Genomic DNA, 16,341 nt, shown 5'->3' on the forward strand with positions numbered 1-16,341 from the left:
CCGTGTCCGTGGGCGAATTCCCACCGCTTGTCCAGAAAGTAGAGGATCGGCACCGTCATGCGCGAAAAGAGCAGCGAGGCGACCTCGCCGGCCATCAGAGAGATGGCCAGACCCTGGAAGATCGGATCGAAGAGGATCACCGAGGCGCCCACCACCACGGCCGCCGCCGTGAGCATCATGGGCCGGAAGCGCACCGCCCCGGCATCGATGACGGCCTGGTCCAGCGGCGCCCCTTCAGCCAGTCGCAGCTCGATAAAATCCACCAGGATAATGGAGTTTCTCACCACGATACCCGCACCGGCGATGAAGCCGATCATGGATGTTGCCGTGAAGAAAGCGCCCATGGCCCAGTGGGCCGGCAGGATGCCGATAAGCGAAAAAGGAATGGCCACCATGATTACCACCGGCGTGGAAAAAGACTGAAACCAGCCCACCACCAGCACGAAAATCAGCACCAGCACCACGGCAAATGCCAGCCCCAGGTCCCTGAACACCTCGTAAGTGATGTGCCACTCGCCATCCCACTTCATGGCAAAGCGCTGGTCGCTCTCGGGCAGGGCCGCCGTGTGCTGGGCGATGTGGTACCCTTCGGGAAGGGTGATGGCGTCTATTTTCTTGCGCAGCTCCAGGATGGCATATACCGGGCTCTCCTTGGCGCCGGCCACATCGGCGATCACATAGACCACGGGCATGAGGTTCTTGTGGTAGATGCTGCGGTCCATCGGGGTCTGCCGGACGGTCACGAGGTCGGACAAGGTCACCATGCGGCCGTCGGCGGCGGTGACGTTGATGGCTTTTAGCAGGTCCAGCCCGGCCCGCAGGGCCAGGGGCGGCTGAAGCACAATGGCCACATCTTCCTTTTCCAGCGGCTGATGCAGCAACCCGGCCTTTGAACCGGAAAGGGCGGTCTGCAGGGTCTGGGTGATGTGGGCCACACTGATGCCGTGCAGGGCTGCCTTTTCCTGGTCCGCCACGATCTGGTAACGGATCTGGTCCTCCTCCATGTACCAGTCCACATCCACCACCCCGTCGGTCTGTTCAAAGATCTCGCGGATTTTCAGGGCCAGTTCCCGCTGGCGGTCGTAGTCGGGGCCGTACACCTCGGCCACCAGAGTGGAAAGCACCGGCGGGCCGGGGGGCACTTCGGCCACCTTGACCCGGGCCCCGTAACGGTCGGCGATGGCCTGAAGCGGCGGCCGCACCCGTTTGGCGATATCGTGGCTCTGCTGCTTGCGCTGCCCCTTGCCGGCCAGGTTGACCTGGATGTCGGCCAGGTTCGGTGATCGACGCAGGTAGTAGTGGCGCACCAGGCCGTTGAAGTTGAAGGGTCCGGCGGTGCCCGTGTGGATCTGGTAGTCCACCACCTCGTTGACGGTGGCCAGGTAGTCCCCCATCTCGAAGGCCACGGCCGCTGTGTCTTCGAGGGTGGCGCTGTCGGGCATGTCCAGGATCACCTGGAATTCACTCTTGTTGTCGAAGGGCAGCATTTTCACCTTCACCAACCCCACGGCGACCATGGCACATGCCCCCAGCAGCAGGACGGCGACACCCACCAGGAAGGACCATCGCCACACGGGGTTGTGCAGCAGGTGGTCCATCACGTTGCGGTAGAGCCGGGTGGCCCGGTCCTCCGAATCGTGCGCATCTCCGTGACCGTGGCCCTTTCGGCCCAGCAGGCGATAGGCCGCCCAGGGAGTGACGATAAAGGCCACGATGAGGGAAAAGACCATGGCCGCCGACGCGCCCACCGGTATGGGACGCATGTATGGCCCCATGAGGCCGCCCACGAATGCCATGGGCAGGATGGCGGCGATGACCGTCAGGGTGGCCAGAATGGTCGGGTTGCCCACCTCGTCCACGGCCTCGATGGCCACCTGGACGCGTGGCCGGGTCTCGTTGCCCGGCAGTCGAAAGTGGCGGACGATGTTCTCCACCACAACGATGGCATCGTCCACCAGGATGCCGATGGAGAAAATCAGGGCGAACAGGGTAATGCGGTTGAGTGTGTAGCCGTATAGGTAGAAGACCGCCATGGTGAGCGCCAGGGTGACCGGGATGGCAAATGCCACTACGCCGGACTCCCGATGGCCCAGGGTGAACCAGATCAAGATGGTCACCGACACGATGGCGATCAGCATGTGCAGCAGCAGCTCGTCGCTCTTCTCCTTGGCCGTCTCCCCGTAGTTGCGGGTGACCGTGACACGGATATTGTCCGGAATGACCTTCCCCTTGAGCGCCTCCACGCGCGCCAGCACCTTGTTGGCCACGCTGATGGCGTTGGTGCCTTTGCGCTTGGCCAGGGTCAAGGTGACCGCCGGATAGGGGGCACTGCTGGTGTCGTCAGCGGAAAGGCTCTTTTCACCGGCCGCCGGGCCGGTACCGAAAAAAACATAGTTCTCCGGAAGCGGCGGACCGTCAGAAATGGTAGCCACATCGCCCAAAGAAACCGGGCGTCCCTGATGGGCCGCCACCACCACGTTCCTGACGTCTTCGGGGGTTTTTAGAAAACCGCCGGAATGGACGATGATCTGACCTTCGGGAGAGGGATAGGTACCGGCATCGGCTGCCTGGTTGGCGGCGAAGACCAGTTGGGCGACGGCCACCGGGTCCAGGCCGTATCCGGCCATGCGCACCGGATCCAGCTGCACCTCCACACGTCGGCCTTCCCCGCCGATGAGGGTGGTGATGGAGACGTTGGGCTCACGTTTGATCTGATCCTCAACCTCGGCGGCCACCCGCCGCAGTAGATAAGGCTCAACCTCCTCACTCCAGAATGTCAGGGCCAGAATGGGTACGTCGTCGATGTATCGCGGTTTGATCAGCGGAGGGGTGATGCAGCAAGGAATCCGGTCCATGTTGGCCATGAGCTTGGACTGGAGCCGCACAATCGACTCCTCTTCGTTCTGCCCCACGTAAAAGCGCACCACCGCCATGGCCATGCCCGGCATGCTGGTGGAGTAAATGTACTCCACCCCGGGAATTTCCCACAGCAGCTTCTCCATGGGACGGGTCACCCGCTGCTCCACCTCCGCCGCATCGGAACCGGGCATCTGAACGAAAATGTCGATCATGGGCACGATAATCTGGGGTTCTTCCTCTCGGGGAAGGGCGACAACGGCGGCCAGCCCCAGGAGCACCGAAGCGATAATAATCAGCGGGGTCAATTTGGAATTAATGAAATAATCGGCGATTTTTCCGGCAGGACCATATGCTTTGCTCATTTTTCAGGCTCCACGGCAGACCCGTTGGTCAGTTCAGGGGGCGGTGCGGTCACCAGCCGGGTGCCGTCCTTGATTCCCGAGATCACCGCCACCTGATCGCCGTATGCACGGCCGATTCGGATCAGGCGGAATCGGGCGGTGTTCTTTTCATCCACGATGAACACCCCGGTCAGCTGCCCCCGCCGGACTACCGCCGATCCGGGAATACGCAGGGTCTGCTGTTCGCCAATGGTAAGTGGCACGCGGGCGAACATGCCCGATCGCAGGGAGTCGGTATCCGAGACGCCCACCTGCACCACGAACGTTCGGCTACCCTGGTCGGCCGAGGGCACGATCACATCGATGGTGCCGGCAATGGGCAGATCCCCGACAGATGGGATACGAACATCCACCGCCTGGCCCGTGCGGACGGACTGAATGTACGCTTCGGGAACCACCAGGTCCACCCGGTAACCACCCTCCCGTTCCAAGGTCAGCAGCGGGGTCCCCGGCGCGGCCAGCGCGCCGGCATCGGCCAGTTTGGCCGTCACCTTGCCGTCGAACGGAGCCAGGACCCGGGCATCCTTGCGGGCCACCGTTGCCGCATCGACCAACGCCTGGGCCTGGTTGATGCGGAACTGCGCAGCCTCCACCATGGCACGAGCCTGGGCCAGGGACGCCTGTGCCTGCTTGTGCTGGGCCTCCACGCTTTCAAAGGTCTCTTGGGTAATGGCCCCGCCCTCCAGCATGGTCCGGTTGCGGCGATAAGACAAAAGCGCCCGCTGGGCGCCTGCTTCGGCCGCCGACTGGGCGGATACGGCCCCGGTTTCGGCTTTTCGCGCTTCTGCCAGAGCCCCCTGGGCCTGGCTCAGTTGGGCGGATACCTGGCGCTCATCCAGCTGAACCAGAAGGTCACCCGATTTCACCCGGTCCCCCTCCTTGACCGCGAAGGCCTGGATGGTGCCCATCAGCTTGCTCGACACCGTGGCCGATACCCGGGCCCTTACCGTTCCGACGGCATCGTAGGTCACCGGCTGCACCGCCTGGGCCACCTCGGCGACGGGAACCGCGATGGCCGGGCTTTTTTTCTCAGCCGTGTTGCCCGGTTCAATCTTTTCAGAACAGCTGAACAGCGCTAAACCGGCAGTCAAAAGGGTGGCTGCCATCAGAGTGAAGGTTCGCATGGTTCTTTTCCTTTTGCTGTAATATTGCGTGCCGTCAACAATCCGACATTCCCTAAGCGAATGAAACAGACAGTGAAATAGAACCAGAAACCTCCGGAAGGTTTCGTTTCATACGCCGAATTTATCATTTTCCGCATATGACAGGACTATTTACGCTTGTCGGTGGCCCGCCAGCCGCCAAGTGCAGTGGATACCGGTTTGAGCACTTTGCTCATGTCTCGGGCCTGTTCGATGACGTAGAACAATCTCGGATCCAGACGCTGCACCTCGGGCAAAATCCATTTCAATTCCCTTCGCCGGCAGGCAATGTAAAGCTCGTTGACCGGCCCCCGCATGCCTTCACCATGGAAAATGGTTACCGGCTGGCCTCTTTCTCGCAAGTGAGCCGCGATTTCAGGCCCTGCGGTGCGGGTGATGATTCTCAGGATCATCGTCCCGAAGGCCAGCTTGCGCTCGACCATGATCCCCACCACGTTGCCGGTGGCGTAGCCGACGGCATAAAAGACGACCAGCAGCGGCTGGTCATTGATCTGGTTGATCACCGTGCTGACGACGGTCAGCCAGATGGAAATTTCGAAAATCGCCAGGCAAAAAGCGATGGTGGTCCGCCCCTGAACCGTGACGATAGTGCGGATGGTGCCGATGGAGACATCGCAGATTCTGGCCACAAAGATGATGACTCCCGTCAGGAGAATATGTGCATCAAACATGATAGATTGTTTTTTCCCCTCAACCCCTATGCTTGCGATGGGCAATAAAATGTACAGAAGGCGACGGTTGATTTTTTCGTCTGAACCGGTAACCCCACGTTTCCCCGGTTCGCCTCAACACAGACACCATACCCAGGACACCAATAACGCATCGGCGGTAAAAAATCTCATGGGCACGGTCATGCCCAGGCAAGCTTCATTGAGAAAACATCACTTGAGGACATTCAATGAGCCTGACGGTCCCAATCGTGGCATTTGTAAAACCAAGCGCAATGGTTTTTCAACCCACTTTTTTAAACCATGCAATCCAGACGATGGCAAGCACAACCGGAAAAACGGCCGACCAGCCATCTACGCCGCAACGCTTGGGAAGATGGAGGTTTTGCAAAACCGACTGAAAAACATCTGGCCAAGGCGGCAAGGAATCAACAAGTGGGTTATTCATCCACGAGCCGACGACGCCACATCCGGCACCCAATAGAGAGGAAATGGAATGGTCTGAAAGCCGAGTCAGCGATGGTTCTGCCGGCGGGTTTTCTTCTGCTGAATGCCCACCAGCCAGCCGGTCACACAACCGACGGCAAAGGTCAGGATCAGGATCGCGGCGCGCGAACCGGTGATCTGCCAGAAAAGAAACCAGACCTTGACCGTCTCGTGGTTCTGAACCACAAAAATGACGACCAGGATCACCAACCCAAGTGCAATCATGCTTTTGACCTTCATCCATCCTCCTTCAAGACGTCTACTTCAGTCAGGTACTGCCCAAGTTGAGATCGCCAGCGGCATCAAAGCGACATTAAGGGATACTGCCGTTAACGGTCGACGGCTTTCGGTAGCTACTCCCGAACCGGATGACCGTCTGCCATCGGAAGGCGTCCCCGTCGGACAGTTGGATGTGAGCGCACGTTGATGAGGATTTAAAGCCGCGCCCGCCACGCCTTCAATAGGCGGTGCCACCGATGCCTGAATTTGAGCCCTCCCCGCCGTCCCGATGAGCGGGATCTCCACTTCACTTCGACAAGCGGCGAGGCATGCGCCCGCTATCGCGGTTCAAGCGGACGGCTTTCTATAGCAGGTGCAGGAAAAGAACAAGAAAATTCATCAGGGTTCAAGGCAAGGCATGCAACGGCAAAAATTTCGAAGCATACAGGTAGGTGGTGATCGTGTTGATCCGTCTCATCACGCAGCCATGCGAACTCAGGCTATTTTTGAGATCAGGTTCTATTCAGTTTTCGGGTTCAGTCCAACGCTATCGCTAATTTCGCAGAACCTGAGTTGGCGAAGGATTAAATTGAATAATGGTGCCGGCGCCGTCACTGGCCGCACGGGTTTGCTTTTCGTTCTTGGACTTCAACCTAATCATCCGGGTACATGGCGTTGATCACGTCCTCGTATTGAGCGAATGCCACATTCTTTTTGAGTTTCATCGTTGGTGTCAGCAGGCCGTTTTCGATGGTGAACTCAGGTACGATGGTGATCTTTTTGATCGTTTCGAAACTGGCTAACTCCTTGTTCTTCTCGGCCACTTCTTTTTCGATCATCGCCCGCACCTTGTCGTTGGCCATCAACGCTTCCAGTGAGTTGAATGTGATGCCCTGGGTCTGAGCCCATTTCGGCACATTGTCAGGATCGATGGTGACAAGCGCGCTGAGGAACTTCCGCTTGTCGCCAACGACGCATATCTGATTGATGTATTTGGAGGTGGCGATGATCCCTTCTATGGCGGACGGTGCAATGTTTTTTCCGCCGGCAGTGATAATGAGGTCCTTTTTCCGACCGGTAATTTTCAGGAAGTTCTCGCTGTCGATCTCACCCAGATCGCCGGTGTACTGCCATCCGTCGGGTGTTATCGTTTCAGCCGTCTCTTCCGGCATTTTGTAATATTCCTTCATGACGTTTCTGCCCCGGTACATCACTTCACCGTCGTCGGCAATTTTCTGCTCGATGCCGGGACCTGGAGGGCCAACCCAGCCGAAACGATAGTTGTCAAAGCGGTTGAGATTGGTAAACGATGTATTTTCCGTCATACCGATGCCCTCGAGAATCAGAATGCCGGCGGCGTGGAAAAATCTGGCAATCGAGGGGTTCAACGGTGCTGCACCGCTGATGCACCATTTGACCCTGCCGCCTAAAGCTGCCTGCACCTTGCTAAAGACCAGCTTGGTCGCCACTGCATATTTGAGTCCCAACACGAAGGGAATGGGCTGTTTGTTGAGCTTGCAGTCACTGACCGCTTCTCCCACTTGACGAGCCCACCGGAATATTTTCAGTGCTGCGCCGCCCTTGGCTTCCGCACCGCTGATAACCTTGGAATAGACTTTTTCGTATATGCGGGGCACGCTGGCAAACCAGTGCGGACTGGCTGTGCCAATATCTTCGACAATGGTTTCCATGCTTCGCGTGAATGTCGTTGCACAACCGGTGAGCAGGGTGGCGTAGACACAGGTACGAGCGAACACGTGGGCCAGCGGCAGGAATAAAAATACTTCCTCCCCTTCGCTGATATTGGTACTGCCTTTCACCGACTGGGCCGTAAAGGTGATGTTGTCGTGTGTCAGCACCGCTCCTTTGGGGACCCCAGTCGTGCCGGAAGTATAGACGATGCCGGCCGGGTCCTGCGGCATCACGGCCATCGCCCTTGAATCGAAATCAGAATCTGCGACATCTTTGCCCAACGCCAGAAAGTCTTCGAAGCTGATGACCCAATCATCTGCCGGTAGGTCTCCGGCAAACAGAACCACCTTGCGGATGTCGGGAATCTCGGCCCGGATTTCCATCAACTTGGCCAGCTGTGCATTGTCCTCGGCAAAAATCAACACCGCATCCGAATGATCGACGATGTAACCGACATCCTTGGGTAGGTTGGACTGGTAGATGCCCACCGTCACCGATCCGATGCTGGCGATGCCCATATCGCAGAGCACCCACTGATAGCGCGAATAGCTGAGAATGTTGACTTTGTTGCCTTTTTCCAAACCCAGCGCCATGAGCGATTTACCCACCTGTCGGACCTGACCGTAAAACTGGCTCCAGGATACCGAATCGGTTTGCCCAGGCGCCGTAAACCACTTGTAGGCACTGGTTCCGCCATATCGGTCAACCGTTTGTTTTAGCATGGCGTGCATGTTGGGATAATCGATGAATTCCATATAGTTTCCTCCCCCTTTGTACGGCAGAGACCTGCCGCGATCCTTATGCGTTGCACATAAAACGCCCCGGAACAACGCACACCCTCAATCACCTAATGGTGGGTAGCTATGAATTTTTTCTTTTTGGGAATGATAGGGTGGTGATTTAGATGAAGAATAAACCCAGACGAATAATTCTGTCAATGATTAAAGTTATTTATCCATTATTTTGTGAAAATGGCGGTCTTTATCGTCCGCTGATTCATCAAAGCTGTTTTTGTCAGCACAATCATGCTTTTTGAACACGAATATTTGAAGTGTGGCAACCAACAAGATACAGTGGATTTCAAATTTATTATTTAACTCCAGTGTGATAACTGAATGTGTGTGAAAGGTAGAGTAAAAGTATGTTGGGTTATCTGGAACGATTGTTTATTGACCGAAACATGGATGCGTACTATTCACTGTAGATCTTTTTCCGCATCAGGCGACAACAACCAATCTTGGCAGACCCATCGCCACTGAACATACCTTTGCGTGACCGATGATCCCCAAGAAACATCGCCGCTGGATTATTTTCCTGATATCCTGTCTGCTGTTTACCTATTCTCAGTTTTACCGGTCTTCAATCGCGGTCATCTCACCCAATCTGATTGAAGAACTTGACCTCGATACAGAGGACCTCGGGCTCATTTCGGCCGCATTTTTCTATGCGTTTGCCGCCATGCAGATCCCGGTGGGACTATATTTGGACCGCGTGGGGCCGAGGGCCCTAATGACGGTCCTCTCTCTGGTCGCCGTCGCTGGCGCCACCCTTTTTGCCTACGGCGAATCGGCGGTTGCGCTCATCGTTGGCCGCTCCCTCCTCGGTGTGGGCATGGCCTGCAATTTGATGGGGCCCTTGAAACTGATCACCACCTGGTTTTCGCCACTATATTTTGCGACCCTCTCCGCCACATTTGTTTCCGTCGGGACCGCAGGAAATATAGCGGCGGCAACACCGCTGGTATGGCTTACTGAATGGTTCGGATGGCGAACGACCTTTCTTCTCTTCGCCATAAGCAACCTGATCATCGCCATCGTGTTTTATCTAATCGCCAGAGATCATCCCGACGATTCACCGGTGAGTCGTCCCTCCGCAGCTGCAACGGTCAGCTTATCCGTTACGCTGGGCGGCCTGCTGCCGCTCTTTACCCGCCGAGACTATTGGTTGATTTCGATGGGGACTTTTTTTCGTTACGGCATATATGCGTCGGTGCAGGCCCTTTGGGCGGGCCCATTTCTGATGGTCACCATGGGACTCTCCCAAATGATGACCGGCAACCTGCTCCTGGCGATGAGCATCGGCCTGATCATCGGCAGCCCCGTTTGTGGATGGATATCCGATACGATGCTCAACTCGAGGAAAACCGTCATAATTGCCGGATTGGCCCTGATGGCGTGCATTCTGGTCACACTTGCCGTGTTGCCCGGCAGTACCGCACTGCTGACGCTGTTGGCATTATTTTTCGGTTTTGGATTCTCAAGCGGTTCCGGTCAGATCATGTACGCACACATCAAAGAGCGCTTGCCCCATGAAAAGGCAGGGGCCGCTATGACCGGCATCAACTTTTTTACCATGACGGGAGGCGCCTTTTTTTTACACGGTCTCGGTTGGGCGATAAAAACCTTCTATCCGGGAGGATCACTTGAACCCGGGGTCTATCGTGTGGCATTTGTTCTATTCGGCGTCTGTCTGGTGGTAACCGGATTGCTCTACAGTCTGACCATCGATGATAGACGCGCCTTGAGAAAACCGATGAACAACCCAACCGACAACCCTCATTGACCGCAGCGATCGCTTTCGCTTCCAGGGATCCCGCCACGATTGTCCAGTCGGGGTGGTCGCCCGGTCACGATTCAAACGACCGCCTGTACAGATTCTCCCAATCCCCTTTGAGATATGCGCGTTTCAGCCGCAGTATCCGCTCCACGGAGTACTGTCCCATTCGACTGAGATGGGGGTCGTCAACGAGCGATTGGCGAATTATCTCACAGGCCGCTTCGATATCGGGGCCTTTGTGACAGATCAGGGCGATGTCTACATCGGCCATCAGGATCTGGCGGACGGCGGTGTCGATATCGTGGCTGGGCTTGATGGCCCCCATGTCCAGGTCATCGGTCATCACGACACCGTCGTAGGCCATCTTGCGCCGTAGCAGGTCCGCCGTGATGGCCGGGCTCAGGCTGGCCGGCCAGACCGGGTCGATGCCGGTGTAGCGGATATGCGAGAGCATGACGCCGGCCACCTTGCCCCGGATGGCGGTCTTGAAAGGGATCAGGTCGACGTCGGTCAATGCCTTTTCATCGACATCCAGGTCGGGCAGGGCCAGATGACTGTCCAGGACGGTTCGGCCGATGCCGGGGAAATGCTTGGCCACGGCCATGATTCCGCGCTGTTGAAGATGATCGATCACCGTCATGCCCATGCTGGCGACCCATCCCGGATCACTGCCGAAGGCGCGGCCGGCCATGATGCTGTCCACTCCGGCCGGTGCAACATCCAGCACCGGTGCCATGTTCATGTTGATACCCAAAGGCTTCAGTTCCTCAGCCGTCACCCTGGCAAAATGGGCTGCGTCTTGAGGTTGCCTCATTGCCGGATTTCCCGCGAACTGGGAGAAGGGCGCTTTAAGCCGGGCCACCTGCCCGCCCTCCTGATCGATGGCGATGAAGAGCGGCGGTAAGCCGGTCCTTCCGGCGCATGCCTGGCAGTCGCGGCACAGCTGCCGGATCTGTTCCGGAGACCCAAGATTACGTGAGAAGAGGATCAGCCCCCCCACCTGCAAGGTGCCGATGAGAAATTCAAGGTCATCGTTGTAGTCGGTTCCGTCGAAGCCCACCATCAGGCGCTGGCCGGCTATAAATTCATTTGCGAATGGAAGCATGGCTCTCTCTTTCAGGTAGTATTTTTAGACCGCGGGTTTCTCTATTGAGCCACATAGGAGTCGAGGGGTCAAGGATTCCAGGGTTCAAGTGTAAGTTCGAAGAGGATTGGTTTTTAGGGTAACCGGCAACCCTTTTTGCCGACCGGTCGGACGTCAGGTGGGCATTCCATCCCTCGACTCCTTGAATCCTTGAATCCTTGAACCCTTTAAAAAAGCCAGTAATAAACCACACCGACGGCCATCAGGCTGATCACCCTCAACCCCTGACCGAGAAGCAGCAGCTGGAGGCCCATTGCCGGCGAGAAGATACCCATGTACCGGGGCAGCTGATGGCGCAGCGCCCGAATGGGAAAGGCCACGATGTTTCCCGCCAGCAGGGCGATCACGGTCTGCTTGACGGTCAAGACACCGGCTTCCATCAGAGCGCCGGCAGCGGCGAAACCGGAGGTGAATTCAGCGGCAAAGCTCAAAATGACGACCGACAGGGATTCCATCGGCAGTACGCTGGTGACCACGAACCGGGCCAGCCAATTACGCGCCGCATCGAACCCGCCCATGGCGTTGACCATGAAAACCAGGGTATAGATCGGCACCACATAGACGGCGATACGGATGATCCGCCCCGGCAGGCGTTGTTTAATCGTCTGAATCACATCTCTTTTTGTCCGGCCTTTTTCCAAGGGTTTCTGCATCCGGCATGCATTATCTTGCAAGACCCTGTCGGGCTGGCAGGACCAGCGGCCATAGAGCATCACCATCCCGGTTCGGGCCACCAGAGCCACAAAGGTGAGGAAAAAGTACAACGCCCCGGCTCGGCCGGTAAGCGGGATCACGATAAAAAAGGTGGTCGGCAGGTGGAGGAAATAGGCCGGAAACTGGTTCATGAGGTTGCTCAGGAACAATTGCCGGCGGGAAATCTTCTCTTCCTTGAAGAATTCCCACAGCATGGCGTTGGCAGCCACACCGGAAACGAAGGACGTCGTGAAAGCTGCCGAACAACGTTCCCCCAGGTGGCTGAAACGGAACAGGGGGGCCGCCACCACGGCCAGCCGCCGGGTCCAACCGGCGGCCTCGATGGTCTGCCCCACCACCAGCCCCAAGGTGATGAAAACCAGCAGGCGCGCCAGCGGCCAGAACAGGTGCACGGTCAGGCGCTCGACGGTATGCGTCTCCATCTTCAGCCAGCCCCAGCCGACGACCAGCATGGAAAAGGCCAGCGAAACCGTCAGGGCTTTATAGGGCAACCGGGACTCAGTGTGCCTCATGGTTGTGGTTCTTCTTGGCCAGGATTAGGGTCCAGTATCCCGGTTTGCGCTGCTTTAATGTTTGAATGTCTTCAATCACCTCTTCGTTGGCCAGGCAGCAGTTGGCCACCGCCACACTGTTTTCGAGCATGTGCTTTTCTTCCAGGGCATCGGTGATGTCCCCGGCGTTGCGATAGGCCTTCATGAAAACCACGTTGTCCACAATTTCCGATAACTGGCGCAGGCGGTGCCCCCCCTCCACACCGGACAAGACCAGCAGCGACTCCTCTCCCTCCACAAGGGGGCGGTTTACCCGGGCGGCGGCGGCCTGATAGGCGGTGATGCCGGGAACGGTGATCACCGGCGCGCCGGGCGCCAGGGCCAGCACGTACTTGAGCACATATCCATAGGTGGCGTAGGTCAACGAGTCCCCCAGGGTGAGAAAAGCCACATCATGGCCTTTTTCAAGCTCGGTGATGATGGTGCGTGCGTGAGCCTGCCAGCAGGCTTCTTTTTCGGCCTGGTCCTTGGTCATGGGAAAGGGCAGCAAACGCACGTCGCTGTTTTCGGGGATGTGCGGAGCGGCTATCTTGACCGCCTGGCTGTGGTTGTTTTTGGTGGAGGATGCGGCGAAGACCACGTCGACCCGTTTGATGATCTTGACCGATTTCAAGGGGATCAAATCCGGGTCACCAGGCCCCACGCCGATGCCGTAAAGTGTTCCGTAATGCAAAGTGTTCATTTTTTTTCTCCAGCCTTGATGATCAATGCGTTGACCACGGCCGCCGCCACATTCGAGCCGCCTTTGCGGCCCACGTTGGAGACATGGGGGACATCGCGCTCCAGCAAAAGGGCCTTGGATTCGGCGGCGTTGACGAACCCCACCGGCAAACCCACCACCAGGGCCGGGCACACGGTGCCCTGGTCCATGAGTTCGATCAGCCGCAGCAGGGCAGTGGGGGCATTGCCCACCACGTAGATGCCCCCGGACAGCGTCGGTGCGGCCACATCCACGGCCGCCTTGGCCCGTGTGATGCCCTCGCGCGCGGCGGTCTCGGCCACCCGTTCATCGGTCATGTAACATTTCACCATACCGTTGAACCGGGCCAGATCCCGTTTGCGGATACCCACACGCGCCATGTTGGTGTCTGTAACAATGACACATCCGCTTCGGATGGCCGCCACGCCAGCCGCAATGGCCTGCGGATGAAAACGGATCATCTGCTGCCACTCAAAATCGGCACTGGTATGAATCACCCGGCGCACCACCGGCCACTGATCCGTCGAAAAGCCGTGGTCGCCGGCTTCGCTGTCGATCATCTGGAAACTCAACTGCTCGATCTCATGGGGTTTCATGAATGGTTCCTCTAAGGTTGCTTTTTTTCGGCAGCCCATCGCCCGCAGGCGTTTACGAAATGCATGGCCGCCTGCGGGCAGCTTCCGAAATGCAGGTGGATGTAACTGCCCAGGGTCTGGTTGACCACAAAACCGTCGGCCGCCTTGTCCATGCCGGCGCGATCGGTCATACGGTAGACGCCGGGCAGATCGACAGCCTCTCCGACGGTGGTGGAATAATGGAATTCATGCCCTCGCATGACCTGTCCGGCCGGTCCCAGCACCGTTGCCATCGACTGAGTGACCTCACGATATCCCAATGCCTTGAGCCGTCCCAGCATGCGCGTGGCCAAGGGCAGGCAGCCGGTCATGGAAAAGGTGTTACCGTCGGTGTCGCCCATCTCCCGGCACAGGTACATGAATCCGCCGCACTCGCCGTAAATAGGCATGTTCATTTTGCTCAATTGCCGAATCTCCTGTCGCAGCGAGCGGTTGCCGGCCAGCGCGCCCGCATGCAACTCCGGATAACCTCCGCCGAAATAGAGGCCATCCACGCCTTCCGGCAGCCGCTTGTCCGTCAGAGGTGAGAAAAAGACCAACTGGGCGCCGGCTGCCTCCAACATCTCCAGATTGTCCGCATAGTAAAAGCAAAAAGCGGCATCCCGGGCCACGCCGATGCGCACGGTATTTCTCCGCCTCGCGATTCGAGGAGTTGAAAGATTACCCTGAAGATCAAGGTCCGGCAGTCCCTGGAGCAATGCCTCGAGGTCCAGCTGTTTTTCAACCAGGGCCGCCAGACGTCCGCGGTTCTCTTCAGACAGGTCGTGATCTTCCCGGGTCACCAGCCCCAGATGCCGCTCGGGAATGACAATGGCCTCGTCCCGCATCAGGCCGCCCAGCACCGGCATGTGCACATGGCCGTCCATGGCATCTTTCAGGTAGCTCAGGTGGCGGTCGCTGCCCAGATGATTGAAACACACACCGGCAAAGGAGAGCTCATCATCAAAGCCTTCGAAACCCTGGACCAGAGCAGCGGCGCTGCGGGCCATGGCACGTGCCCCCACCACCAGTATCACCGGCAGGCCCAGCCACTTGGCCATCTGGGCGGTGGAGCCGGCCTCGCTGCGTCCATCATAGCCGTCATACAGGCCCATGACCCCCTCCACCACGGCAAAGTCGGCCTCGGCGGCATGCCTGGCAAAAGCCTTTTGGTTGTAGGCCTGCGAAAGCATCCAGCCGTCCAGGTTGCGGCTGGCCCGTCCGGTGACCTGCTTATGGTGGCCGGGATCGATGAAATCCGGCCCCACCTTGAAAGGCGCAACGGAATACCCCCGTGCGGTGAGCGCAGCCATCAGACCCAATGTGACGGTGGTTTTACCAGCCCCGCTATAGGTGCCGGCGATGACGATGCCTTTGATAACAACCTCCTAGACCGGAAATCCGGTGCTGTTGAAAAGGCGGTGGCCGCAAATAACAAATGACAAACACCAAATTTCAAATAAATTCCAATATTGATGATTGGAATGTCCTGCCTTTCCAATCAGATGGTTTGGGATTTTGATTTTTTGTCCTTGTGATTTGTTTGTCATTTGTCTTTTGGTTATTGTGATTTAATGGTGTGAACCATCCATACCGGCGGCCGCCAGGATGTCCCGGCCCGCCGCGCAGTATACATCCGGATAGAGCAGACAGCCGATCCGGTATATCCCGTTGAGCAGCCCCAGGGTCGGACGCGAGACGATGGTCTCGTCCACCAGGAACACCTGCCCCGCCTTGACGGCTTTGATGGCCCCGAATCCGGGTTCAGCCATGATCGCCGCCACGGAAGTCTGGTTCATGGCACCCTGTTGGGAGAGAAACACATCGATCTTGGCGGCATGGGAAAGCAGCCGCTCCTTTCCGTATACGGCGATATTGTTGCTTTCGCGCACCGGGGCATCGCTGGCCACATTGACGCCACCCGCGGTTTCCAGGGCAAAAATGGCCATGGCCTGCGGGGTGAAGGTTTTCATTTTGCGGTGGATGGCCTCGAAGTAGACCCGCTGGCGCTCGCCCACCTGGGCGGACAGCCGCTTGAAGTCACCCACCGCCACCTGAAAGGCGCGATGCATGCCATCGGCTTGCGCCTCTCTTCCTGTAAGCTGGCCCAGCAGTCGCCAGTAATCCGCCAGGTGATCCACGGTGGTGGGTTGCACCGACACCACCTGGATGCCGCTTTGCTTCAGGCGCTGTACCAGCCGTGGATACCCTCGGTCGATCATGGGCCGGATCAGCACCAGGTCCGGACGGGAGGCCAGAAACCGCTCCGGGTCGTCGTGATAGGAAAAGATCGGCTTTCCTTCAGCTCCGACCAGATGGGTCGACTGGCCGTCGATGCCGATGAGCTGGCCGGCCGCACCCATGGCCAGCAAATTCTCCGTATGGGCGCCGTAAAGGGAGATGATGCGTCCATAGGGGGCATGGGCCAATACGGATGGGTCTACCTGGGAAGCGGTGGCATGACCCGTCGTACCTCCTATAAGCAGTCCCACTGTCAATATTAGGAAGACGAATTTTTTCAATTTCTCAGCTATATAAACCTCAACCAACAAATTCCAAAAAACAATTTCCAAA

The 16,341-nt window shown here is 57.7% G+C and carries 12 protein-coding genes; 1 reads left to right on the top strand and 11 read right to left on the bottom strand.

Annotated elements, in window-relative coordinates; all coding sequences use genetic code 11:
- From ABYV26_RS07820 to ABYV26_RS07840, 5 genes are all read right to left on the bottom strand, one after another.
- A partial coding sequence (locus ABYV26_RS07820) for an efflux RND transporter permease subunit (RefSeq protein WP_372679793.1) occupies positions 1–3,221 on the bottom strand: 3,221 nt, incomplete at its 3' end.
- Positions 3,218–4,384, bottom strand: coding sequence for an efflux RND transporter periplasmic adaptor subunit (locus ABYV26_RS07825; protein ID WP_372679795.1), 1,167 nt, complete (start codon positions 4,382–4,384; stop codon positions 3,218–3,220). The genes ABYV26_RS07825 and ABYV26_RS07820, both read right to left, overlap by 4 nt.
- A gap of 146 nt (positions 4,385–4,530) precedes the next feature.
- Positions 4,531–5,094, bottom strand: a complete 564-nt coding sequence (locus tag ABYV26_RS07830) for a DUF2179 domain-containing protein (RefSeq protein ID WP_372679796.1) — start codon at positions 5,092–5,094, stop codon at positions 4,531–4,533.
- 510 nt (positions 5,095–5,604) lie between these two features.
- A complete protein-coding gene (locus ABYV26_RS07835) occupies positions 5,605–5,817 on the bottom strand; it encodes a LapA family protein (RefSeq protein WP_372679797.1) in 213 nt (70 codons plus the stop codon).
- Between the two features lie 632 nt (positions 5,818–6,449).
- Positions 6,450–8,243 carry a long-chain fatty acid--CoA ligase gene (locus tag ABYV26_RS07840; protein WP_372679799.1) on the bottom strand — a complete coding sequence of 598 codons (1,794 nt, stop codon included), beginning with the start codon at positions 8,241–8,243 and terminating at the stop codon, positions 6,450–6,452.
- A 523-nt stretch (positions 8,244–8,766) separates the two neighbouring features.
- On the opposite strand from ABYV26_RS07840, the gene ABYV26_RS07845 reads away from it, so the two are divergent.
- Positions 8,767–10,050: an MFS transporter gene (locus tag ABYV26_RS07845; RefSeq protein WP_372679801.1), complete on the top strand. Its 1,284-nt coding sequence runs from the start codon at positions 8,767–8,769 to the stop codon at positions 10,048–10,050.
- 64 nt (positions 10,051–10,114) lie between these two features.
- Here ABYV26_RS07845 and ABYV26_RS07850 read toward each other — a convergent pair whose 3' ends face one another.
- The 6 genes from ABYV26_RS07850 to ABYV26_RS07875 form a co-directional block, all read right to left on the bottom strand.
- Positions 10,115–11,149, bottom strand: a complete 1,035-nt coding sequence (locus ABYV26_RS07850) for a glycoside hydrolase family 3 N-terminal domain-containing protein (RefSeq protein WP_372679802.1) — start codon at positions 11,147–11,149, stop codon at positions 10,115–10,117.
- A 206-nt stretch (positions 11,150–11,355) separates the two neighbouring features.
- Positions 11,356–12,414: a nucleoside recognition protein gene (locus tag ABYV26_RS07855; protein WP_372679804.1), complete on the bottom strand. Its 1,059-nt coding sequence runs from the start codon at positions 12,412–12,414 to the stop codon at positions 11,356–11,358.
- The gene (cobI, locus tag ABYV26_RS07860) at positions 12,401–13,135 is read right to left on the bottom strand and encodes a precorrin-2 C(20)-methyltransferase (RefSeq protein ID WP_372679806.1); all 735 of its coding nucleotides are present in this window, start codon (positions 13,133–13,135) and stop codon (positions 12,401–12,403) included. The genes ABYV26_RS07855 and cobI overlap by 14 nt, the downstream gene beginning before the upstream one ends.
- A complete protein-coding gene (locus ABYV26_RS07865) occupies positions 13,132–13,749 on the bottom strand; it encodes a precorrin-8X methylmutase (RefSeq protein WP_372679808.1) in 618 nt (205 codons plus the stop codon). The genes cobI and ABYV26_RS07865 overlap by 4 nt, the downstream gene beginning before the upstream one ends.
- A gap of 11 nt (positions 13,750–13,760) precedes the next feature.
- Entirely contained in the window at positions 13,761–15,146 is a 1,386-nt protein-coding gene (locus tag ABYV26_RS07870; protein ID WP_372679811.1) for a cobyrinate a,c-diamide synthase, read from the bottom strand.
- Positions 15,147–15,338: 192 nt separating this feature from the next.
- Positions 15,339–16,341: ABC transporter substrate-binding protein (locus ABYV26_RS07875; protein ID WP_372679809.1), on the bottom strand; the 1,003-nt coding region annotated here is incomplete at its 5' end.

It is taken from the genome of Desulfosarcina sp. (genome assembly GCF_041551955.1).
Lineage (GTDB): Bacteria > Desulfobacterota > Desulfobacteria > Desulfobacterales > Desulfosarcinaceae > Desulfosarcina.

Excerpts from the sequence above, each read along its gene's own strand:
- ABYV26_RS07825 (WP_372679795.1), bottom strand. The coding sequence starts at position 4,384 with ATGCGAACCTTCACTCTGATGGCAGCCACCCTTTTGACTGCCGGTTTA.
- ABYV26_RS07830 (WP_372679796.1), bottom strand. The coding sequence starts at position 5,094 with ATGTTTGATGCACATATTCTCCTGACGGGAGTCATCATCTTTGTGGCC.
- ABYV26_RS07835 (WP_372679797.1), bottom strand. The coding sequence starts at position 5,817 with ATGAAGGTCAAAAGCATGATTGCACTTGGGTTGGTGATCCTGGTCGTC.
- ABYV26_RS07840 (WP_372679799.1), bottom strand. The coding sequence starts at position 8,243 with ATGGAATTCATCGATTATCCCAACATGCACGCCATGCTAAAACAAACG.
- ABYV26_RS07845 (WP_372679801.1), top strand. The coding sequence starts at position 8,767 with ATGATCCCCAAGAAACATCGCCGCTGGATTATTTTCCTGATATCCTGT.
- ABYV26_RS07850 (WP_372679802.1), bottom strand. The coding sequence starts at position 11,149 with ATGCTTCCATTCGCAAATGAATTTATAGCCGGCCAGCGCCTGATGGTG.
- ABYV26_RS07855 (WP_372679804.1), bottom strand. The coding sequence starts at position 12,414 with ATGAGGCACACTGAGTCCCGGTTGCCCTATAAAGCCCTGACGGTTTCG.
- cobI (WP_372679806.1), bottom strand. The coding sequence starts at position 13,135 with ATGAACACTTTGCATTACGGAACACTTTACGGCATCGGCGTGGGGCCT.
- ABYV26_RS07865 (WP_372679808.1), bottom strand. The coding sequence starts at position 13,749 with ATGAAACCCCATGAGATCGAGCAGTTGAGTTTCCAGATGATCGACAGC.